The sequence below is a fragment of the Cupriavidus sp. 05L411 genome, assembly GCF_056398045.1.
In genome coordinates this window covers 18,959-39,159 of the sequence record NZ_JBFTOQ010000048.1, presented here as the reverse complement: position 1 = coordinate 39,159, position 20,201 = coordinate 18,959, and the positions used below count along the sequence as shown (strand labels likewise).

The 20,201-nt window shown below is 66.4% G+C and carries 18 protein-coding genes and 1 pseudogene; 5 read left to right on the top strand and 14 right to left on the bottom strand.

Annotation, left to right across the window (positions count from 1 at the left end; all coding sequences use genetic code 11):
• Positions 1 to 27: 27 nt before the first annotated feature.
• Together AC1DQR_RS33850 and AC1DQR_RS33845 are read left to right on the top strand one after the other, a co-directional pair.
• Positions 28 to 468: a DoxX family protein gene (locus AC1DQR_RS33850; RefSeq protein ID WP_416052632.1), complete on the top strand. Its 441-nt coding sequence runs from the start codon at positions 28 to 30 to the stop codon at positions 466 to 468.
• 78 nt (positions 469 to 546) lie between these two features.
• Positions 547 to 843, top strand: a complete 297-nt coding sequence (locus tag AC1DQR_RS33845) for a XapX domain-containing protein (protein WP_416052633.1) — start codon at positions 547 to 549, stop codon at positions 841 to 843.
• A 31-nt stretch (positions 844 to 874) separates the two neighbouring features.
• Here the strand turns inward: AC1DQR_RS33845 and AC1DQR_RS33840 are convergent, their stop codons facing one another.
• The 3 genes from AC1DQR_RS33840 to AC1DQR_RS33830 all read right to left on the bottom strand — a co-directional run bounded on the left by AC1DQR_RS33840 (position 875) and on the right by AC1DQR_RS33830 (position 2,922).
• Complete coding sequence (locus AC1DQR_RS33840; protein WP_416052634.1) at positions 875 to 1,390, bottom strand: type II toxin-antitoxin system YhaV family toxin; 516 nt, start codon at positions 1,388 to 1,390, stop codon at positions 875 to 877.
• Complete coding sequence (locus AC1DQR_RS33835; RefSeq protein ID WP_416052635.1) at positions 1,387 to 1,716, bottom strand: type II toxin-antitoxin system PrlF family antitoxin; 330 nt, start codon at positions 1,714 to 1,716, stop codon at positions 1,387 to 1,389. The genes AC1DQR_RS33840 and AC1DQR_RS33835 overlap by 4 nt, the downstream gene beginning before the upstream one ends.
• Before the next feature lie 267 nt (positions 1,717 to 1,983).
• The gene (locus AC1DQR_RS33830) at positions 1,984 to 2,922 is read right to left on the bottom strand and encodes a LysR family transcriptional regulator (protein WP_416052636.1); all 939 of its coding nucleotides are present in this window, start codon (positions 2,920 to 2,922) and stop codon (positions 1,984 to 1,986) included.
• 97 nt (positions 2,923 to 3,019) lie between these two features.
• On the opposite strand from AC1DQR_RS33830, the gene pcp reads away from it, so the two are divergent.
• Positions 3,020 to 3,667 (top strand): pyroglutamyl-peptidase I, encoded by a 648-nt coding sequence (gene pcp / locus AC1DQR_RS33825; protein WP_416052637.1) that lies wholly within the window; start codon positions 3,020 to 3,022, stop codon positions 3,665 to 3,667.
• A gap of 122 nt (positions 3,668 to 3,789) precedes the next feature.
• Here pcp and AC1DQR_RS33820 read toward each other — a convergent pair whose 3' ends face one another.
• From AC1DQR_RS33820 to AC1DQR_RS33780, 9 genes are all read right to left on the bottom strand, one after another.
• Positions 3,790 to 4,695, bottom strand: a complete 906-nt coding sequence (locus AC1DQR_RS33820; protein ID WP_477134596.1) for a transporter substrate-binding domain-containing protein — start codon at positions 4,693 to 4,695, stop codon at positions 3,790 to 3,792.
• Positions 4,683 to 5,555: a transporter substrate-binding domain-containing protein gene (locus AC1DQR_RS33815; RefSeq protein WP_416052638.1), complete on the bottom strand. Its 873-nt coding sequence runs from the start codon at positions 5,553 to 5,555 to the stop codon at positions 4,683 to 4,685. The genes AC1DQR_RS33820 and AC1DQR_RS33815 overlap by 13 nt, the downstream gene beginning before the upstream one ends.
• A 130-nt stretch (positions 5,556 to 5,685) precedes the next feature.
• Positions 5,686 to 6,468: an ATP-binding cassette domain-containing protein gene (locus tag AC1DQR_RS33810; protein ID WP_477134589.1), complete on the bottom strand. Its 783-nt coding sequence runs from the start codon at positions 6,466 to 6,468 to the stop codon at positions 5,686 to 5,688.
• The gene (locus tag AC1DQR_RS33805; protein ID WP_477134588.1) at positions 6,446 to 7,513 is read right to left on the bottom strand and encodes an ABC transporter ATP-binding protein; all 1,068 of its coding nucleotides are present in this window, start codon (positions 7,511 to 7,513) and stop codon (positions 6,446 to 6,448) included. The genes AC1DQR_RS33810 and AC1DQR_RS33805 overlap by 23 nt, the downstream gene beginning before the upstream one ends.
• 77 nt (positions 7,514 to 7,590) lie before the next feature.
• Complete coding sequence (locus AC1DQR_RS33800; protein ID WP_416053263.1) at positions 7,591 to 8,421, bottom strand: ABC transporter permease; 831 nt, start codon at positions 8,419 to 8,421, stop codon at positions 7,591 to 7,593.
• Positions 8,422 to 8,582: 161 nt separating this feature from the next.
• Positions 8,583 to 9,569 carry an ABC transporter permease gene (locus AC1DQR_RS33795; protein WP_416052639.1) on the bottom strand — a complete coding sequence of 329 codons (987 nt, stop codon included), beginning with the start codon at positions 9,567 to 9,569 and terminating at the stop codon, positions 8,583 to 8,585.
• Positions 9,570 to 9,592: 23 nt separating this feature from the next.
• Positions 9,593 to 11,224, bottom strand: a complete 1,632-nt coding sequence (locus tag AC1DQR_RS33790) for an ABC transporter substrate-binding protein (RefSeq protein ID WP_416052640.1) — start codon at positions 11,222 to 11,224, stop codon at positions 9,593 to 9,595.
• A 101-nt stretch (positions 11,225 to 11,325) separates the two neighbouring features.
• Positions 11,326 to 13,047, bottom strand: coding sequence for a hydantoinase B/oxoprolinase family protein (locus tag AC1DQR_RS33785; RefSeq protein ID WP_477134587.1), 1,722 nt, complete (start codon positions 13,045 to 13,047; stop codon positions 11,326 to 11,328).
• Positions 13,044 to 15,197: a hydantoinase/oxoprolinase family protein gene (locus AC1DQR_RS33780; RefSeq protein WP_477134586.1), complete on the bottom strand. Its 2,154-nt coding sequence runs from the start codon at positions 15,195 to 15,197 to the stop codon at positions 13,044 to 13,046. Before AC1DQR_RS33780 ends, AC1DQR_RS33785 begins: the two co-directional genes overlap by 4 nt.
• A gap of 430 nt (positions 15,198 to 15,627) precedes the next feature.
• Between AC1DQR_RS33780 and AC1DQR_RS33775 the strand changes: the two genes are divergently transcribed.
• Positions 15,628 to 17,355, top strand: a complete 1,728-nt coding sequence (locus tag AC1DQR_RS33775; RefSeq protein WP_477134585.1) for a carboxylesterase/lipase family protein — start codon at positions 15,628 to 15,630, stop codon at positions 17,353 to 17,355.
• 76 nt (positions 17,356 to 17,431) lie between these two features.
• On the opposite strand, the gene AC1DQR_RS33770 is transcribed toward AC1DQR_RS33775, so the two are convergent.
• Positions 17,432 to 18,223: a phosphate/phosphite/phosphonate ABC transporter substrate-binding protein gene (locus AC1DQR_RS33770; protein WP_477134595.1), complete on the bottom strand. Its 792-nt coding sequence runs from the start codon at positions 18,221 to 18,223 to the stop codon at positions 17,432 to 17,434.
• Positions 18,224 to 18,276: 53 nt separating this feature from the next.
• Positions 18,277 to 19,299 carry a fatty acid desaturase gene (locus tag AC1DQR_RS33765; RefSeq protein WP_416053265.1) on the bottom strand — a complete coding sequence of 341 codons (1,023 nt, stop codon included), beginning with the start codon at positions 19,297 to 19,299 and terminating at the stop codon, positions 18,277 to 18,279.
• Between the two features lie 357 nt (positions 19,300 to 19,656).
• Here AC1DQR_RS33765 and AC1DQR_RS33760 point away from each other — a divergent pair.
• A pseudogene (locus AC1DQR_RS33760) lies at positions 19,657 to 19,899 on the top strand (ATP-binding cassette domain-containing protein); the annotation flags it as partial.
• Positions 19,900 to 20,201 lie beyond the last annotated feature (302 nt).

Sequence of the window (20,201 nt, the reverse complement as noted above, 5' to 3'; positions counted from 1 at the left end):
CACGCATCCTGCCAGGGAGACTCCAAGATGCGCCCTTCTGCCTCCACCCACCCTTGCGCGGCGGGCGCCGTCCCGCTCCCGTCCTGGCTGCGCTGGCTTGCATTGCTGGCGCTGTGCGCCGCCTACCTGCAAGGTGGCCTGGTCAAGGCCATGGACTTCGCCGGCGCCATCGGCGAGATGCAGCACTTCGGCCTCGCGCCGGCGGCGCCGCTGGCCGCCGCGGTGATCGCGCTGGAGCTGGGCGCGTCGCTGATGATCCTGTGTGGCATCTATCGCTGGCTCGGCGCGCTGGCGCTGGCGGTCTTCACGCTGCTGGCGACCCTGCTGGCCAACCGCTTCTGGGCGGCGCCGCCAGCCGAGCAGTTCATGATGGCCAACGCCTTTTTCGAGCATATCGGCCTGGTCGGCGGCTTTGTACTGGTGGCGTGGGAAGACCTCTCCCGCCGCGCCGCCGGGCAAACGGCATGAGTCTGGCCATGCCGCGAGCTCGGCAACCCACGCTGAACACTGATCACTGAACACAGAACACAGAACACTGGAAATGCGATGAAGCTCTATATCGTTTCGCTTGGCGCCGGCATCCTCGTCGGCATCATCTACGCCTTGCTGCAGGTCCGCTCGCCCGCCCCGCCCGTGGTCGCGCTGATCGGGCTGCTCGGCATGCTGATCGGCGAGCAAGTCGTGCCGCCCATCAAGCGCATGCTGGCCGGCGAGCCCGTCACCGCCGCCTGGTTCCACACGGAGTGCGTACCCAAGATCACCGGCGCACCGCCGCCGGCAACCTTGGCCGCGGCCCGCAACGACATACCACCAGCGCCGAGCGGCACCATCGATTCGCGCTGAGCCCGCCTCACAAGCCAAGCCTTCCGGCGATTCAAGGCTGCACCTGCGCTGCTCCCGCAGCCATCCGCCGCAAGCGCAGACCTTCTGCGCGCGCCTCGGCCAGTAGCTGATTCCAGTCGTCCGGAGGGTGGCCACTTTCCAGCATCTTGCGCAACACGCGGTAGGCGTCGTCACTGCTCTCGAAGGCGCGCTTGGTGTCTTCGTCGTTGACCCAGGCAAATACGATTACCTTGCTTTGCGCGTGGTAGCGGAAGAACAGCCGGTACTGTTGAAAGAACTTGGCCCGGAACCAATGTTTGTGATCGTCGCCGAGAGTGCCGCCCTGCCGGTATTCCGGCCGTGCCGGGTCCTGCGCGATCCCCTCGAACGCCAACCTCGTGATCGCCGCCAGCCGCTTGCTGGCGTTCTTCTTCACGTACCCGGTTGGGTCTCTTTGCTTAAGCGCTTCGACTTGTTGGGTCAGCCCCTCAAGTTGAGCGAGAAACAAGGGATGGGCGAAAACGGTCCAACCGTTGATGACCAAAGGCGCAGGCTGACTCGCGCTCATTCATCGTCTGCCGAAAGGGCGGCATCAAGATCAACTTCGATGCCACCGACCAGCGACTGGATGCGCCGCACAAAACCGGCATCGACGGCCTGCAGGCGCTCCGGATGGCTGGCAATGTCGCTGACAAGGAAACTCAGGAAGTTGCCCAGCACCGGATCGTCTCCCTCGGAAGCTTCGGCGCGCGTCAGCACGACCTCGCCGCCGGGGCGGATCGTATAGTGGATCTTGTCGCGCTTGCCCAGCCGCAGGGCGCGGCGCACGGTTTCCGGCACCGTGGTCTGATAGCGGTCAGTCAGCGTGGATTCGACTTCGAGGGTGGCAGCCATGGGGCTCTCCTGTCAAAGGGGTGGATGCCCTGCATAGTAATGCAATCGCCTTACCACATCAATGCAAGTGCATTGCCTCCGACGTGTGCCATCTCGCCCCCAAGCCCAGATGGAGACGGCCTACCAACCGACCACATCGAGATAGCGCTTTCTTCACTTTTCTCCGTGAGGCGCCGCCAGAACAAGAGCCGAAATGGCCACAATGCACAATCCCCAAGGCTAGGCCGGGACGAATGCGAGCCTGGCTAACCGCTGCATGCGCGGCAGCTAGACCGTGTCCTTCCTCTCCATATCGCCCACCGCTTCGCCGACGATGCGGCGTAGCCACTCAAGCGCGGCATTACCCAGCACGCGGCGGCTGCAGACCATGTCTATGCTGAACGCGTTTTCGCCCAGTTCCGGCGGCAGCGCATGCAGCGCGATCTGCCGGCCTGCCAATCGCAACGCTGCTCGCCGCGCGAGCGTTGCGAGGAGGTCGGTGTTCTGCACGGCATAGGGCAACGCAATAATGTGGGCGAAGGTCGCCGCCACGCGTCGCCTGACTCCCAGCCTGGCCAGGTTCTCATCGATCACGCCGCGGGTGGAACCGTCATCGCTCGGCACGAACAGCGCATGCGGCAACTCGATGAAGGTCTGCAGATCCAGCGCGTGCCGGCGCAGGCGCGGATGGCGGCGGTCAGCGATGCAAACGAATTGCTCCTCATACAGATGGGTGACAAGCATGCGCTTTGGCGGCGCCAGGTGGCCGCCGATGGCCATGTCCAGCACGCCTTCATCCAGTTGCTTGTAGATGGCAGCGCGATCGAGCTTGGCGACGCGCAGGTCGGTGTGCGGCGCCAGGCGACGCAGCCGCGCCAATATATGTGGCACGACCACAATATCGGCATAGTCGCTGGCGGCGATGGTGAAGCGCTTGCCCCTAGCCGTCGCGGGATCGAAGCCGGCGCCCTGGTCCAGCACCTCGCGGATCTGCGTCAGTGCGTGGCCGATGGACGGCATCAGGGCCATGGCCCGTTCGGTTGGCACCATGCCGGCCGCGGTCCGCATGAACAGTTCGTCTTGAAACAGCGTGCGCAGGCGGCTCAGCGCGTTGCTGACCGACGGCTGGGCTCTGTGCAAACGCTGCGCGGCTAGCGTGACGTTACGCGTTTCGAACACTGCCTCGAAGGCCACCAGCAGGTTCAGGTCGATGGAAGCTAAATTCATGATTCCAATACTACGGATATTGATTATCCATTTCAAGAATTCATACCCGCAGGTCTATCCTTGCGGATCTACCACCTAGCGAGGTTTGGAGACCGCAATGACCAAGATTTTGCTCACCGGCATCGAACCCTTCGATGGCGAGACAATCAATCCGTCATGGGAAGTGGCACGTGCGCTCGACGGCGAGTCCATCAATGGGGCAAGCATCGTCGCCCGTCAACTGCCGTGTGTGATCGGTAAGGTGAACCAGGTCCTGCAGCGCGCCATCGAGGAGCTTGATCCGACCGTGGTCATTTGCCTCGGACAGGCCGGCGGCCGCAGCGATATCTCGATAGAGCGCGTCGCGATCAATGTGGTCGATGCACGGATCCCCGACAATGAAGGGCGCCAGCCTGTCGACGAACCGGTGGTCAGCGACGGGCCAGCGGCCTATTTCTCCACCCTGCCGATCAAGGCCATTGTCAGCGCGCTCCGTCAACATGGCGTGCCCGCCTCGGTGTCGCAAACCGCCGGCACGTACAACTGCAACGCGATTTTCTATGGGCTATCGCATTACATCGCCGAGTGCCGGCCCAGCCTGCGCGGCGGCTTCGTCCACGTACCCTATCTGCCTGAAATGGCGGCCCGCCATCCGGGCGCTCCCAGCCTTGCGCTCGATACGCTGATTGCCGGCGTCCGCGTAATCGTGGCGACCACGCTAGCTGTGGAGCAGGACATCCGAGAAGGCGCGGGCGCGCTGCACTGAAATGGCCGGGAACGCGGCATTGCCGAGCCTGCGCAGAGACCGGCACCGAGAGTCAGGATGGTCTCGGCCTGGGTGCGCAGGCTGTCTGCGCTGTAGCGATTCTCTGCCATGTGCATGTCGCCTCAGGCGGGAGTCTTGCGAAACTTCTCGTGCAGCTGGCGCAGCAGCGGCGTGGGCGTCATGCCGTTCTTTCTTTCTACGGCAATCAGCCAGCCGGTGCGATGCCAGTCCTGCACGATGCGGTCGATGGCGGCCTGGGTATCGGTCTCGCCCTTGCGCACCCAGATCACCGATGGCGACGGGATCAGGTCGCGTGGCGAAACGATCTCGTAGTCCTTCCAGTCGGCGTTGTTCTCCACCAGGTCGCGCAGCGTCGGACTCACATGCACCGCCGCCACGCAATTGCCGCCCCTGAGCGCCAGCAGCGACTCCGGCTGGCCGCGAAAGGCCTTGATCTGCGCGCCATACTGCTCGGCCAACGGCTTGGTGAAGTTGCTGCCCTGCGAAACGCAGACCGGCTTGCCTTTTGTGTCTTCCCACCTGGCCATGCCGCTACCCTTCCTGGCGATGGCCGCGCCACCGACCTCCTCAAAGGGCGTGGGCACGAAGGACAGGATCTCGCTGCGCTCCTGCGTCCATTGCATGTTGGCGATCAGGATGTCGACCTTGCCCTGCTGGAGGAACTGCACGCGGTTCGAAGGCTGCACCTGGATGGTCTCCAGTGTTACGCCAAGGCCCCTGGCCACGCCTTCGGACAACTCCACGTTATAGCCAATGTGCTTTTGCGTGGCCGGGTCGATGGTGCCAAAGGGCGGGCCGGACAGGATCACGCCGACCACGAGCTTGCCGCGCTGCCTGATCTTGTCGAGCGTGGCATCGGCATGCGCGGCAGTGGCCACCAGGGCAAGGCCGGCCAGCAGCGCGGCACGCACGCCACGCGAGGGGAAACGGAAACGGAAACGGGAATGGGAGTGGGAGTGGGAGTGGGAACGCAAGGTCTTCAGCATCTGCAATGTCACTTCCTGGATTGCTCGAAGGGCGCATGGTCGAATTCGCCCTGCTGCGCCTTCTGGTTACGGGTCTTGATGTAGGCATCCGGCACGCCATACTTGCGCGCGGTCCGCAGCAGCAGGCCGGAGCGGTGCCAGTCGCGGATGGCCTGGTCGACGAACGCCTGCGTATCGGTCTCGCCGCGCCGCATCCAGACCACAGTGGGTGACGGGATCAGCTGGTCCTGCGTGGCAAGCTCATAGTCCTTCCATTCGGCAGCGCCCTGGCCATGCAGCGTCTGGTAGAGCGCCGGCTGGATATGCACGGAGGCAGCGCAGGAGCCGCCCTTCAGGGCCAGCAACGATTCGGGAATGCCACGCAGCCCCTTGACGATGGCACCGTAGGTTTCCTGCAGCGGCCTGGCGAAATTGCTGCCTTGCGATACGCACGCGATCTTGCCGCGCAAATCCTCCCAGCGATGGATGCCGCTCGATCTGGCCACCATGGCGGCGCCACCGATGAGGTCATAGGGCGTTGGCGCGAAAGAGAGGATCTCGCTGCGCTCCTGTGTCCACTGGATATTGGCGATCAACAGGTCAACCTTGCCGGTATTGAGAAACTGGACGCGCGTGTTGGCGGTAACGGATACGGTCTCCAGTTGCACCCCCAGGCGCTTGGCGATATCGCTCGCCAGGTCGGTCTGGTAGCCGCCAACCTTGCCGGTAGCTGTGTCCATGAAGCCAAACGGCGGGCTGGCGCCGTCGATGCCGACGCTGATCCTGCCGCGCTGCTTGATCTTGTCTAGCGTGGCATCGCCATGGGCGGCGCCCGCCGCCAGGCAAAGCAAGGCGGCGGCTGCGATTTGGGGAAAAAACGGGAAGCGGAAAACGGAATTCATGCGGGCTACGCACCGAGGCAAGTGAAGGGGAAGCGGGGATCTTGCTGGATCGCCCAGACGATCACAAGAAAGGGTTTCGGATATGGATATGCGCGACTCCAGGTAGGGCCCGGAACCCCGCCCGGCTTGGCTAGGCCGCGCGCGCCCGGCGTGCAGGCGCGGGCTCGGCCGCAATCAGTGCGCGCGTGTAGGGATGCACCGGAGAATTCCAGAGCTGCTCCTGCGGCGCGTTTTCGACGATCTGCCCCGCCTGCATCACCATGACGCGGTCAGCCAGATAGCGCACCACGGCGAGATCGTGCGAAATGAACAGGTAGGCCAGGCCAAACTCGCGCTTCAAGTCAACCAGCAGGTTCAGGATCTGGGCCTGGATCGACACATCGAGCGCCGAAACCGGCTCGTCGCAGACCACCAGGTCGGGCTGCAGCAGCAAGGCGCGCGCGATGCCGATGCGCTGGCGCTGGCCGCCGGAAAACTCGTGAGGATAGCGCCCCAGCGCCGACAGCGGCAGGCCCACCCGGTCGATCATCAGCGCCACCTGCCGCAAGCGCTCCCTCGCGTTGGACACGCCATGCACACGCAGTATCGTCTCCAGCGTGTCGCGCACGCTGCGGCGCGGGTTGAGGGACGCGTAAGCGTCCTGGAAGATCATCTGGACGCGGGGACGCAATGCGCGTAGCGGCCCCGGTTTCAAGGCGCCCAGGTCCACACCGTCGAGCAGCACGCGTCCGGAAGTGGCGGGCACCAGTTGCAGCAGCGTCTTTCCGAGGGTCGATTTTCCGCAGCCGGACTCGCCTACCAGCCCCACGGTTTCGCCTGCGGCAATGTCAAAGGACACACCCCTTACCGCATGGGTAACGCCCGCGCGGGTGGCGTAGCGGGTATGCAGATCAATGACTGACAACAGCGGCATGAGTATCCTGTTTCTCGCTCTGAGCATAGCCTGGTGCGGCACCGCGGTGAGCGGGCCCGCAGGCCACGTGGTGCAGCGTTGCGCCCGGCGGCGCAACGCTGCACTGTTCGTATACCGCTGTGCGCAGCGGTTCTGGCCTTGGCGGCCGTACCAGGCACTGCGCCTGCGCCTGCGCGCAGCGCGGCGCGAAGGGGCAGCCGACAGCCTGCCGCGCGGACTCCACGCTGCCGGGAATCTCGGCAAGCCGGGTGTCGCGATAGAACCTGCCCTGATCCAGCCGCAGCGAGGCGTCGAGCAGGCCGCGCGTGTATGGGTGGGCCGGGGCTGCGAACAGCTCGCCCGCCTGCGCCTCTTCCATCTTTCGACCGGCGTACATCACCACCACGCGGTCGGCCCATTGCTCCACCAGGCCGAGATCATGGGTGATCAGCAGCAACGCCATCGACAATTCGCGCCGCAGCGTATCCAGCAGGGCCAGTACCTCGGCCTGGATGGTCACATCGAGCGCGGTAGTGGGCTCGTCGGCAATCAGCAGCTGCGGCTTGCAGGCGATCGCCATGGCGATCATCACGCGCTGGCGCTGGCCGCCCGACAGATTGTGCGCATAGGCATCCACACGCTGCGCCGGGGCGGGAATGCGCACCAGGTCCAGCAGCTCGATGGCCTGCGCGCGCGCGGCGCGGCGCGACAAGCCCTGGTGCCGGCGCAGCACTTCGGCAATCTGGTGGCCCACCGGCATCACCGGATTGAGCGAACTCATCGGTTCCTGGAAAATCATCGACATGGCGCGCCCCCGCAGGTCGCGCAGCGCCGGTGGCGGCAAGCCCAGCAAAGACTGCCCGGCAAAGCGGATGCTTCCCCCGCTGATTCGCCCAGGAGCTGGCAATAGCTGCATCAGTGCCAGCGCGGTGGCCGATTTGCCGCAGCCCGACTCGCCCACCAGCGCGAGGGTCTGCCCGGCTTCGATGGCAAAGCTCAGGTCATGCACCACGGGCTGGGTACCGAAGCGGATCTCCAGTTGCTCGACTTCCAACAGTGCGCTCATGCGCTCTCCCCTAGTGCGCCCGCATGCACGGCGGCAAGGCCACGGCCGGCCTTTCTGGCATCGGTCACAGTCATATCTCAGTCATGCCGCAGGCGAGGGTTGAGCGCATCGTTGAGTGCATCGCCCACCAGGTTCAGCGCCAGCACGGTCAGGATGATGGCGGTCCCCGGCAGCGCGCTCAGGTACCAGGCGCTGCGCAGCACCTCGCGGCCGGCGCCGATCATGCTGCCCCAGCTCACGACATTGGGATCTCCCATGCCCAGGAATGAGAGTGCCGATTCGATCAGGATGGCGCTGGCCACCATGACCGAGGTGGTGACGATCACCGGTGGCAGCGCATTGGGCAGGATCTCGGCAACGATGATGCGGCTGCTGCGGTAGCCCACGCTGCGCGCGGCCAGCACGAAATCCGCCTCCCGCAGGGTACGAAACTCGGCGCGCACCAGGCGCGCCACCGTGGGCCAGGAGGCCAGCCCGATCGCCAGCGCAATGGTGGTGACAGACGGACTGCCGATGGCCACGATCACGATCACCAGCAAGAAGCTCGGCACCGTCTGCACCAGCTCGATCAGCCGGCTCAGCACGGCGTCGGCCGCGTGCCCGAAGTAGCCTGCCACGGCGCCCACCAGCATGCCAATCAACAGGCTCAGCGACGCCGCCGCCAGCCCCACCAGCAGCGACACGCGCGCCCCGTGCACGATGCCGGCCAGCACATCGCGGCCGAGCGAGTCGGTGCCGAACGGGAAGGCGGGATCTGCGCCGGGCCACAGGAAGGGCTGGCCCACCATGTCAAGCGGATCGCCGGGAAACAGCACGCCGGCGAGCGCGGCCATTGACACCATCGTCAGCAGCACCAGTACGCCGCCCAGCGCGGCCGGGTTGCGCAGGAAAATGCGCAGCGCGCGCATGCGCGCAGTGCCCGCCTGCGATACGTCCACGGAGGTGGTGTTGGCGGTGCCAGCCGCGCCGGCCGGCCCGGAGGAAGACATGGAACTCATATCAATACGCGCCTTGTATGGCGCTCCGCGATTCGGTTGATCGGCGATCCCGCCATGCCGTGCTTGGTGCGTCAGGCATTCTTGATGCGCGGGTCCAGCCATGCTTGCAAGAGGTCGACCAGCACATTGGCAAGCACCACCAGGAAGGACGACAGCAACAGCACGCCGAGCAGCACGCTGAAATCCCGCGCCATCACCGCCTCCAGCGCCAAGCGGCCCAGCCCGGGCCAGCTGAATACCGTCTCGATCACCACCGTGCCGCCCAACAAGGCGCCAAAGTGCATGCCGGCCACCGTCGTGATCGGCAGCAGCGCATTGCGCAGCACGTGGCGCACGGATACCCGCAGCGGATGCAGCCCTTTGGCAGCAGCGGTGCGCACGAAGTCCTGGCGCTGTACCTCGAGCATGGCGGCGCGCGTCAGGCGCGCGTAGATGGCGATGAAGAACGTCGACATTGCCAGTGCCGGCAGCACCAGGTGGCTGGCCACGTCGCCAAGCCGCGCCCACCCGCCCAGCTCCGCGCCGATGGTGCCGGTGCCTTCGCTGGGCAGCCAGCCCAGATGGACCGAGAACAGCACGATTGCCATCAACCCGATCCAGAAGCCTGGCACCGAGTACAGCAGCAGCGCCGCGAGCGAGAGCGCGCGGTCCACCCAGGTGCCCACGCGCGCGGCCATGGCAGCGCCGCAAGCCACGCCGAGCACCAGCGCGATGCACAGCGCGGCGCCCGTCAGCAGCAGCGTATTGGGCAGGCGCACCAGGATCAGGTCCGCCACCGGCATGTTGTAGCGCGGCGAGAAACCCAGGTCGAAGCGCGCCAGGTGGCCCAGGTAGGCCAGCAACTGGTGCAGCACCGGCTGGTCCAGGCCAAAACGGGCCCGTATCAACGCCATGGTCTGCTCGGTGGCCGAGCCGGACTCACCCGCGAGCACGTCGGCGGCATCGCCGGGCACCAGCTGCAGCAGCAGGAAGTTGAAGACGATCACGCCCAGGGCGGTGGGCAGCGCGCGCCATAGCGTGCGCCGCAGCGCCGATCCGATTCGTAGCAAGGTTGGCATGGTGTGGCGCCCGGTCGGCCGGACTATTTGTCCAGGTAGACGTTGGCGAGGTTGGACTCGACCCCGTCGGCGGTCAGCGAATGGTCATGTACCCGCGTGTTGGCGATGGTGATGAACTGCGGCGACACGAGGTTCAGATCGGGCACCTCCTTGCCGACGATCTGCTGGAACTGCTTGAACTGCGCCACCCGCCTGGCGGGGTCGATCTCGGAAGTGGCGTCCTCCAGCAACCGGTCCACCTCTGGATTGCTGTAGTGGGTTGCGTTGGAGAACGGCACGCCCTTCTTGAAGTTCTTGGACCAATACAAACGCTGCACGCCGACGGTGGGATCGAACAGGTTGCTCGCGCCATTGACAGTGAAATCGTAGTCGCGTTCGGTATAGATGCGCTTGACGAAGGCCGGCAGGTCTTGCGAGCGGATGGTCACGTCGATGCCGACCTTGCCCAGCGCCGAGCGCAGGTAGTCGGCCAGGCGCTTGCTGTCCTCGCTGATGGGGTTGTAATCCAGCGTGACGCGAAAGCGCGGAGCGCCGCCTTTGCGTGGATAGCCGGCCTCATCCAGCAGCTTGTCGGCCGCTTTCGTGTCGAATGGGTAAGGCGTGGGCGTATTGTCGTGGAACGCGCTCAGGCCGGGAGCGATCGGCGATGCGGTTCGGGTGCCGTAGCCGTAGTAGACCGTGTTCAGCACCACATCTCGGTTGACGGCCTGTGCCACCGCCTGGCGCACTTTCAGGTTCTTGAAGTACGGATTGTCGAGATTGAACTCCAGTCGCGTCACATTGAAGGAGTAGCTGTTGCCCTTCGTCTCGAACATCAGCTTGGGCACCTTCTTCAGCCGCGCCAGATCGGACAGCGGTACCGGTGTGCGGTAGCCCAGGTCCACCGCGCCGGTCTCGAAGGCAATGGCGCGCGCGGCCGGATCGGGGATGAACTTCACCACGATGCGGTCCACATAGGGCTTGGGCTTGTCCCAATAGTCCGGGTTGCGCTCATAGACGATGTGGCTGCCGCGCACCCATTCCTTGAAACGGAAGGGGCCGGTGCCGATCGGGGCATTGTTGTTGGGATTGCCGATGGCGTCCGTGTTCTCGTAGATATGCTTGGGCACGATCGGTGATTCGGTGGCCACCAGCGCCTTGATCAGGTAAGGCGCGGGCCTGGACAGCACGATGATCGCGGTGTAGGGATCGGGGGTTTTCACCTCCGTCACGTTGGCGAAGGTGCTGCTGCCGCGCGGGTGGACCTTCTTGAGCAGCAGGATAGAGAACGCGACATCGGCCGAGCTGAAGTCCTTGCCGTCGTGCCACTTGACGCCCTTGCGCAGATGGAAGGTGTACTGCTTGCCGTCCGGGCTGATGCTCCACGAGGTGGCCAGTTGCGGGCGCGGGGTCAGGTCGTAGTTGTATTCCAGCAGGCCTTCCGTCACCTTGGCACTGACGCTGAGTGCGGGCGTGGCCACGTTGGCAAGCGACACCAGCGTGGGCGGCTCGTAGTTGAGCAAGAGGTTGAGYGTGCCACCGTGAGCTGGCGCGGGCGCGGCGTGCGCGACCGGTATCGGCAGCGCGGCAATGCCTAGCGAGACAACCAGCACTGCCGACAACACACCGGACAGCAAGCGTTCATGCAGTTTGGGCAACGAAGGCTTTGAAGACATGAGTGGGAAATCCTGATGAAAATGCGGATGGATGGCGGTGCCGGGCACCGCCGGGCCGGCGGCAGCGCCGCGAGCCGGTGTAGGGAGGTGAGGCAAATCCTTCATGCCAATGCGGCATTGCCCGGCGCGGCATCCAAGCCGTAGCTGGCGCTCGCCTGCGCGGCGCTGACCAGGCCGTTGCGCAGATCCGCCGCCAGTTTCTCCGAATCGCGCGCCGCGGGGTTGCCGATGCCACCGCCGCCTGGCGTTTCCACCACCAGGCGCTCGCCACCCGGCACCAGTTGCCGGCCCTTTCCCCTCAGGGCCTGGCCAGAGGCAAGCGAGACCCGGCCGGGCGCGCCAGCCAGGCCGCCATCGGCGCCCCGCGCCGGAAACAGCAGGCGATCCCACGCGGCAGCCAGCACCATGGGCGCGCCTTCGGCGTTGGCCACCTCGATGACCTGCCCCAGGCCGCCGCGCTGCTGCCCGGCGCCTCCCGAATCCGGACGGTACTCTTTGCGCCAGAACACCAGCGGGCTCACCGTTTCCAGGATTTCCACCGACACATTGCGCACCCCGCTGGGGAAAGACGTGGTGGACAGCCCGTCCTTGCCTGGACGCGCGCCGGTGCCGCCAGTGGAGAAACTGGTGATGRCGAAGCGCCGGCCTTGCAGCAGCTCGCCTGCGCCAGCGCCGGCCAGCGGCTGGCCGCCCGAGAGCTGGATATTCCACAGACTCGACGAACCTTCGGCCGGCACCACGCCAGCGCGCGCCTGGCGCAGGCAGCCAAACACAACGTCCGGCAGCATCTGGCCGATGATGTGGCGCGCGGTCACGGCGCAAGGAAACGGCGCGTTCAGGATCGAACCCTCGGGCGCATGCACGCGCACGGGGGCCAGCGAGCCGGCGTTGTTGGGAATATCAGCGCCGATCAGGCAACGGATGCCGAACGAGGTATAGGCGTCGGTGTAGGCCTTGGGCACATTGATGCCGCGCGCCACCACCGGCGACGAGCCGGTGAAGTCCACGTCGATGCCGTCCGGCGAAATGGTCAGGCTGGCCTGCAGGGTGATCGGCGTTTCATAGCCGTCGATGGTCATGCTGTTGTGCCAGGTGCCGTGGGGCCATGCGGCGATCGCGGCGGTCATGGCCTGGCCGGCCTGGCGGATGATGTACTCGCCCACCGCATGCAGGTCGCCGAGTCCGAACTCATCCATCATGGTCCGCAAGCGGCGCCCGCCGATCTCGTTGCAGGCAACCAGCGCATGCAGGTCGCCGATCACCTGCACCGGCTCGCGCACGTTGGCGCGCACGATGTCGAACACGGCTTCATTGGGCTGGCCGGCGTCGAACAGCTTCAGGATCGGCAGGAACAGGCCTTCGTGATAGACCTGAGTGCCATCCGGACCCGCACCGATACCGCCGATATCGACCACGTGCAGGGTCGAGGCGAACAGCGCCACCACCTGGCCCGCGCGCACCACCGGCGTGACCATGGTCATGTCGAACAGGTGGCCGGTGCCCTTCCATGGATCGTTGGTAAGGTAGACATCGCCCTCGGCCATGGTTGCGGCGGGAAATGCCAACAGGAAGTGCTTGACCGATTCGGCCATCGAGTTGACGTGCCCCGGCGTGCCGGTGACCGCCTGCGCGATCATGCGGCCATCGGGCAGGAACACCCCGGCGGATAGATCCCCGGCTTCGCGCGTGGAGGTGCCAAAGGCCGTGCGGATCAGGGTCTGCGCCTGCTCCTCCACGACCGACAGCAGCCGGTTCCACATCAACTGGGCGTGGATGGTGCCGCGCAGCGCGGCATGGGTGACTACGGGATTGGCCGGGCTCATTGCGCCACCTCCACAAGATCGGTAAGGCCCGCTTGGGCCGGGACGGGTATCGACGCCGCGAGCACCAGATGGCCATCCGGATCCAGCGAGAAGGCAAAGCCAGCCGGCACCACGGTCGTGGTTTCGTCCTCCACCACCAGCGCGGGGCCGTGTATCGGCGAGCCGCCGGACAACGCGGCACGTTCGTACACCGGTACTTCGCGCCCCGCACCGTGCTCGCCGTCGAACAGGATCCGCTGGCCACCGCTGGCCACCGCCGCGGCGCCCGCCGCCACGCTCTGCCCCGCGCGTGCAATCGCCGGCTGCGCGGTACTCACATTGATCGACCAGCTGATAATCTCGACCGGGTTGCCGGGCAAGGTGCGGCCGTACAGGGCGGCATAGGCACGCTCGAAGCTCTCGCCCAGCGCCGCCGCATCTGCCGCGCGCAGAACCTGTGCATGCAGGGGCACGGGAATTTCGTGCCCCTGGCCTGCATAGCGCATGTACGCCAGGCGCTGTTCGCCCAACGCCTGGCCGGGTGCGGCCTGGCTGACGATATCCCGCGCGCTGGCCGCCAACTGCCCGAGCACGGCATTGACTGCCGCTGCGTCGAAGGCGTCAAGGCGTTGATAAAAGCTGCGCACCGCCTGATAGGCAATCGGTGCCCACAGGAAACCCAGCGCCGACCCTACCCCGGCGGATTGGGGAACGATCACGCGGTGGATGCCGAGCCGCCTGGCCAGTGCCGCCGCATGCAATGGCGCGGCGCCGCCAAACGCGATCAGGGTGTAGTCCTCCACCGTCTTGCCGAGCTCTGTGGCATGGACGCGGGCAGCGTTCGCCATGTTCTCCGTCACGATCTCGGTCACCGCCAGCGCGGCGAACTCCGGTGTCGTACCCAGTCCATGCGCGATATCGGTGCCAAGCGCAACACGCGCGAGCTCCGGCTGCAGCTCCACCTTGCCCACGGCAAAGCGCTGCGGATCCAGCAGGCCCAGCACGCAGTTGGCGTCGGTCACCGTGGCGGCGCTGCCACCCAAGCCATAGCTGGCCGGGCCGGGCTCGGAACCGGCACTATCCGGGCCAACCTGCACGCGGCCCAGCGCGTCGATGCGGGCGATCGATCCGCCACCCGCGCCGATCTCCACCATCTCGATCACCGGGATGCGGATCGGCAAGCCCGATCCCTTGAGGTGCCGGTGCATGCGGCCGAATTCGAAACTACGCGAGATCTGCGGCTGGTAGTCGTCGATAAAGCAGATCTTGGCGGTCGTGCCACCCATGTCGAAGGACAGCGCGCGCCCGATGCCACCCTGCTCCGCCACCCGGCGCGACAGGATGGCGCCCCCGGCGGGACCGGATTCGACCAGCCGCACCGGCTGCGCGATGCCCGCTTCGATATTGGTAATGGCGCCGCCCGATGTCATCAGGAAGAGCGGACTGCGCAGGCCCAACGCCGCGACGCGCTCGCGCAGGCGTCCGAGATAGCCCGCCACCAGCGGCTGGACGTAGGCATTGGCGCTGGTGGTGGACAAACGTTCGTACTCCCGGATCTCCGGGCACACGTCGGAAGACAGCGAGACCCACAGATGCGGTGCCAGCTCGCCCAGGATGGCGCGCACCCGCTGCTCGTGCGCGGGATTCACATAGCTGTGCAGGAAGGCGACGGCCACGCTTTCCACGCCCTGCGCCTCGAACTGCGGCACCAGCGCGGCCACGGCCTCCTCGTCGAGGGACAGCGGCGTGTTGCCGCGGCCGTCGACGCGCTCCGGTACGCCAAAGCGCAGGTAGCGCGGCACCAGCGGTGCTGGCTTGTCGAGGAAGATGTCGTACTGCGCGAAACGATCCTCCCAGCCGATCTCGACCAGATCGCGGAATCCCGCCGTGGTGATCAGCGCGGTACGCGCGCCCTTGCGTTCGATCAGCGCATTGGTGGCAAGGGTGGTGCCGAGGATAAAGAGGTCGACTTGAGCCAGCGAGAGCCCGGCGCTGGCCAGGAGGTCCTGTACGCCGTGGATCACGCCGTTCTCGGGCGCGGCCGGCGTTGTCAGGACTTTGCTGGTGTAGCGGCGCGTGCCGGCCAGCAGGACGGTATCGGTAAAGGTGCCGCCAACGTCGACAGCGAGCCGCACGCTCGCCTGATGTGAATTCTGGTTGTCTGCAGGCATGCCGTTGTTCGTGGAGTGGGAATATCTGGATTCAGCCCTCGCGGCGGGGTGCCGCAGCGCACTCGACAAACGACGACCATCGGGAACTTCCCCTGGATAGATACATCTCCCCTGCCCGAAGGCAGGGAGCGAGCGCCGGACTTCGCTCAAAGCCAGCGCGCAGCATAGTCGGCCGCGGCGGCACATCGGAACGAAGAATTTCGCGCTTGCTTATGTTGTGACAATGGCTATGGATAGACGCAATCCATCCTTGCGCCAACGCGCGCGCGAGACTATGTCGCGCCCCGGCCGGGCCTTCGCACGTCGGCAAATACCCATATGAGCGAACCTTCGTATGCAAAGCATTGGGGCGGGGCTAGGATCATCGCCTATTGCCGTGCGGGGTCCGCGTAAGCCGACCTGCCCGCCATGGCGCTCACTGGAATCCACCTTGACTCTCGCCGTCCCGCCCTTCTCTCCCAACGCTTCTCGTACCTCTTCTCGCACTTCCCGGCGCACTTCCCAGCGCACCTCCCGGCGCATCTTCCTGCTCAACACCGCGCGCGCCGGGGCCAGCCTTGCCGCATTGGGCGCGCTGTCGGCATGCGCCACGGTATCGGGCACCGCCGAGCCGATCGTCGATACCACATTGGGCCGCCTGCGCGGCACGCGTGCGCGCGGCGCGTTCGCTTTCAAGGGCGTGCCCTATGCCGCGACAACCGCTGGCGACAACCGCTTCCGCCCGCCCGTCGCGCGGCAACCGTGGGCAGGCGTTCGCGATGCCCTGGAAGGCGGTGCTTCCGCGCCGCAGCCGCAAGTCGGCAGCCCGGTCGAGTTCGCCTGGTACTGGTCGGGCATTCCGGCGAGCGAGGACTGCCTGTCGTTGTCGGTGTTCACGCCCGCGCTGCGTGACAATCAGCGCCGCCCCGTGCTGGTGTGGCTGCACGGCGGGGCATTCGCCATCGGCGCCGGCACGTCGGCGGGCTTCGACGGCAGCTATCTGGCGACATCGCAGGACGTGGTGGTAGTGTCCGTCAACCATCGCCTCAACGTATTGGGCGGGCTGTTCACCGGCGAGCACCCCGAGCAGTTGTCCGCCGAATCGGGAAACCTCGGCACGCTCGACCAGCTTGCCGCGCTGAAGTGGATCAAGGCCAATGCCGAGTCGTTTGGCGGCGACCCGGCCAACATCACGGTGTTCGGCCAGTCGGGCGGCGCGGCCAAGGTCACGGCGCTGCTGGGGCTGCCCGCCGCGCGCGGCTACATCCAGCGGGCCATCGTGCAGAGCGGCTCCGGCGCCTGGAAGCTGGCAGGGCCGGATGCGGCGGCACGCGCCGCGCATGCGTTCCTGCGTGAGTTCGGCTTGACCGCCGCCAACGCGGGCCGCCTGCGCCAGCTGCCGGTGGAGCAACTGGTGGCCGCATTCGCCAAGGTGTCCGGCGCCGCCGGCGGCGTCAGCGAGTTCCGGCCCACGCTGGACGGCAAGGTGTTCGTCGACGATCCGTTCGACCCGGTGGCATCCCCGCTGTCGGCGGACGTTCCGGTCCTGATCGGCAATGCCGCGCAGGAGGCTACCTTCTTCCTCGCCGCCGACCCGCGCAATTTCTCGTTGAGCGCCGGCCAGGCGCGCCAGCGCATCCAGCGCTTCCTGAAGCTCGACGACGCCGGCACCGCTCGGCTGATCGATGCCTACCGCGAACTCGACGGCATGGCCACGCCCAGCGAACTGCTGATCCGCATTGCCGGCGACTACAACTACCGGCTGCCGACGCTGGCCGTGGCCGAGCGCAAGGCCGCGCAGAATGGCGCGCCGGTCTATGCCTACGAATTCGACTGGCGATCGCCGGCGCGCGGCGGCGTCCTGGGGGCTGCGCATACGTCGGAGGTGCCGTTCATCTTCGGCACGCTGGACGCGGCGAGGCCTCTGGTGCAAGACAGCGCCGACCAGCTGGAGGTGCGCGACCGCATGGGGGCAATCTGGGCGCAGTTCGCACGCACCGGCAAGCCGGGCAGCGGCGTGGTGGCGGGCTGGGCGCCTTACGACGGCTCGGCGCGCACCACCGCGATGCTGGGCAAGTCATGGGAGGCACGGCGCGATCCCGCCGCGCGCGCACGCGCGGCGTTTGCGGGTATCCCGCTGTACGCGTACAGCGTCCCGGTGTCGTTCACCCGCGACTGACCCGCGACTGACCCGCGGCGCGCGCTGGCAAACGCGGCTGCGTGCGCGACGCGCATCAGGCAGCGTTGCGCCGCGCTCAGACCAGCCGCGCGTAGCCGGCCGCCACCGCGGCGCGGGCCATCAGGGCCACCGGCTCGTAGTGCGCCAGTCCGGTCCGCGCGATGCCCCGCAAGCGCAAGCGGCACGCCAGTGCCGGCTCGCCGGAAAGCACCTGGGCCAGCGCCGCGCCAACGCGCGCGCTAAGCGCCGGGGCGGCGTGGCGCGAAGACACCAGCGGCAGCCCGGGGGCGGCCTCGGTGCGGCCAATCTGGCGCAGCGCGACAAGACGCTCGGGCAGGTGATCGCGCGCGAACGCCAGCGTGACGCAATCGATAGCGGCGACATCCGCCGCGCCGTTGGCCACGGCGTCAAGCGATGCCAGATGCGAGCCGGTGCGCACCGTGGCGGAGAAGAAGCGGCCGCCCCGCGCCAGCGGTGCCACCGCGTAGCGCAGCGCATTCATGCCGCTGTGCGAGCCCTCATCGTTGTAGGCCGCGCGCAATCCGCGGCACGCGGCGAGCGTGGCGGGCCCGTCATTGGCGCGCACCACGATGGCGCTGGTATAGCTGGCGCCCTCGCAGCCCGGCGCATTGAACCGAGGCGTGCCAATGATGCGCACATGGCGCCGCAGGCCCTGCACCAGCGGATAGCCGCAGGTTTGCGAGAGCAGCAGGTCCGGCCGGCGCCAGAAGTCGTGCAGCGCCTCCACCGTCCCGGCGGGTTCGACGACGCTCAGCTGGAGCGGGTCGCGTTGCCGCGCGAGCAGGTCGGCCACGCGCGCGATCAACGCCAGCCAGTCCGTATGCAGCGCGGGTGTCAGGTTATACATGGGTAGCGCGGCCACCCAGTGCTTGCGTTCGGTCGTCGGCTGGTCTTCCACGTTCACCCCGCCAGTTGCGCACGGGCATCGTTGCTGGCCTGCCCGCTTCCTGTTGCAACGGGCACCGCGTCACGTACAGGACCGTGAAACAGCGGATGCACCACGGGCGCGGCCGGACGCAGCGCGAAGCGCGCCAGCCATTCGCCATAGCCATGTACCACGAAGCCGCCGCTGCGCCGCTGGTAGTCGGCCACGCGGCGGCGATAGATACGCCCCAGCGCGAACCAGGGCACCGCGGGCAGATCATGGTGGACCAGGTGATAGTTGTTATTGAGAAAGAGCAAGCGCCATGGCCACGCGGCCTCGTTGATCACGCTGCGGCATGCCGGCAAGGCATGAGCGCGGTGCTCCTGGAAGGAGCGTACCGCCGACAGCGACAGCGCCGGATAGGCCACGCCGCCCAGCATCAGCCACGGCGCTATGCCGCAAATGCGGTCGAGCCACGCCAGCAACGCGGCCAGCGCCAGCAGGTGCGCAAGCCACATCGGCAGGTCGCGCAGATCGCCATCGCGCACCTTGCGCCCCGCGCCGGCCGCAGTCTGCGCAATGGCAAAGGCCGGGCCGATCAGCACACGCCCCGCCAGTGTATTGCGACAGCGCAGCAGCACCCGCCCTAGCGAACCGGCCGCCTGCCAGTCGCTGGAAAGCATGAAATAGCTCTCCGGATCGGCGCCCGGATGGGTGAGCTCATCGGCCTCGTGATGGCGCAGGTGTTCGCGGCGATACAGCCCGTAGGGAAACCAAACCGCCAGCGGCGCCATGCCGAACAGTGCATTGAGCCAGGCCAGCCGGGTCGGATGACCGTGCAGCAACTCGTGCTGCACAGACATATACCAGGCAGTGACAAGGGCCAGCAGCGCGACAGCCAGCGGCAGGCCAATGCGCGTGGCGTTGAGCGCGATGCCAAACCACGCGCCATAGATCGCGGCGATCAGCAGCCAGGTGGGTACCTCCGTTCGCCATAACCAACGGCGGGAGGCGCGCGCAATCTCGGCGCGTTGAATGTCATCCAGGTAGATTGCCATGGCTTCGTCATCGTCGATCGGTGGCGGGCTGGTCGGCAATCGAGGCGATGCGAACACCCAGGGCATCCCGCACCCGGCGCTCCGCCATGTGCATGGCTTGCGGCGCGAGGGATGTCGCTTCAGCTTAGCGGCGCCGGAAAATAAGGGAACGAAGGAATGCCGATAAGGATATGCGCAGCGCAGGATCGGCTATCCGCTGCTGTTGCTGGACTGCTCGCCGGGCCAGCAGGCATCGGGTTTACCGCCTCGGCAGGCGTTCGATAGCTTACTTCTGCAGCAAGCGTACGCGCGGAACCGAGTAAGCATCTACAAAAAAATTCGTGGGAAGGAGCCGAGGCGCCATGCTGCAATGCGCGAATGGTTTACTTAGCGCATCCAGCCTCCAGGCCGGGCAGCCACGCTGCTCCATCGCCCTCCCCAGTCACGCAAACCGGTACACAGTCCGGCGCGGTGGCCCTGCAGCCATTACTGGACATCCATGGCCTCAATGTGCACTTTCCCGGCAATCATGCGCTGCGCGACCTGAACCTGCAAGTCGCGGCCGGAGAGATGCTAGCGTTGGTCGGCGAATCCGGCTGCGGAAAATCGACGACGGCCCTGGAAGGCAGCCTGCGCAAGAAGCTGTTCGCCGAAGACGACCGGCTGCCGGCGCGGCATGCGGCGGCGGGATTTCGCCATGGCCGGAACTAAGGCCCGCGCACCCCGTTGAAGGCACAGGGAAGGCACAGGGAAGGCGACGATCTCCCCACCTGGCGCCAGGTAGCGGTACATACCGAAATACCCTCCCATAGTAGGGTCAAGTTTCCTCCCCCGCGGTCGATAGAAAGGAGCATGGCTTTGGTCCGTGGCCGGCCGGCCAGGTGCGCGCACGCGCATGCGGATCGCTTACGATCATAGGAAAA

Excerpts from the sequence above, each read along its gene's own strand:
- AC1DQR_RS33765 (WP_416053265.1), bottom strand. The coding sequence starts at position 19,299 with ATGGCAATCTACCTGGATGACATTCAACGCGCCGAGATTGCGCGCGCC.
- AC1DQR_RS33770 (WP_477134595.1), bottom strand. The coding sequence starts at position 18,223 with ATGTATAACCTGACACCCGCGCTGCATACGGACTGGCTGGCGTTGATC.
- AC1DQR_RS33845 (WP_416052633.1), top strand. The coding sequence starts at position 547 with ATGAAGCTCTATATCGTTTCGCTTGGCGCCGGCATCCTCGTCGGCATC.
- AC1DQR_RS33810 (WP_477134589.1), bottom strand. The coding sequence starts at position 6,468 with ATGCCGCTGTTGTCAGTCATTGATCTGCATACCCGCTACGCCACCCGC.
- AC1DQR_RS33830 (WP_416052636.1), bottom strand. The coding sequence starts at position 2,922 with ATGAATTTAGCTTCCATCGACCTGAACCTGCTGGTGGCCTTCGAGGCA.
- AC1DQR_RS33805 (WP_477134588.1), bottom strand. The coding sequence starts at position 7,513 with ATGAGCGCACTGTTGGAAGTCGAGCAACTGGAGATCCGCTTCGGTACC.
- AC1DQR_RS33800 (WP_416053263.1), bottom strand. The coding sequence starts at position 8,421 with ATGCGCGCGCTGCGCATTTTCCTGCGCAACCCGGCCGCGCTGGGCGGC.
- AC1DQR_RS33795 (WP_416052639.1), bottom strand. The coding sequence starts at position 9,569 with ATGCCAACCTTGCTACGAATCGGATCGGCGCTGCGGCGCACGCTATGG.
- AC1DQR_RS33835 (WP_416052635.1), bottom strand. The coding sequence starts at position 1,716 with ATGGCTGCCACCCTCGAAGTCGAATCCACGCTGACTGACCGCTATCAG.
- AC1DQR_RS33840 (WP_416052634.1), bottom strand. The coding sequence starts at position 1,390 with ATGAGCGCGAGTCAGCCTGCGCCTTTGGTCATCAACGGTTGGACCGTT.
- AC1DQR_RS33780 (WP_477134586.1), bottom strand. The coding sequence starts at position 15,197 with ATGCCTGCAGACAACCAGAATTCACATCAGGCGAGCGTGCGGCTCGCT.
- pcp (WP_416052637.1), top strand. The coding sequence starts at position 3,020 with ATGACCAAGATTTTGCTCACCGGCATCGAACCCTTCGATGGCGAGACA.
- AC1DQR_RS33815 (WP_416052638.1), bottom strand. The coding sequence starts at position 5,555 with ATGAATTCCGTTTTCCGCTTCCCGTTTTTTCCCCAAATCGCAGCCGCC.
- AC1DQR_RS33850 (WP_416052632.1), top strand. The coding sequence starts at position 28 with ATGCGCCCTTCTGCCTCCACCCACCCTTGCGCGGCGGGCGCCGTCCCG.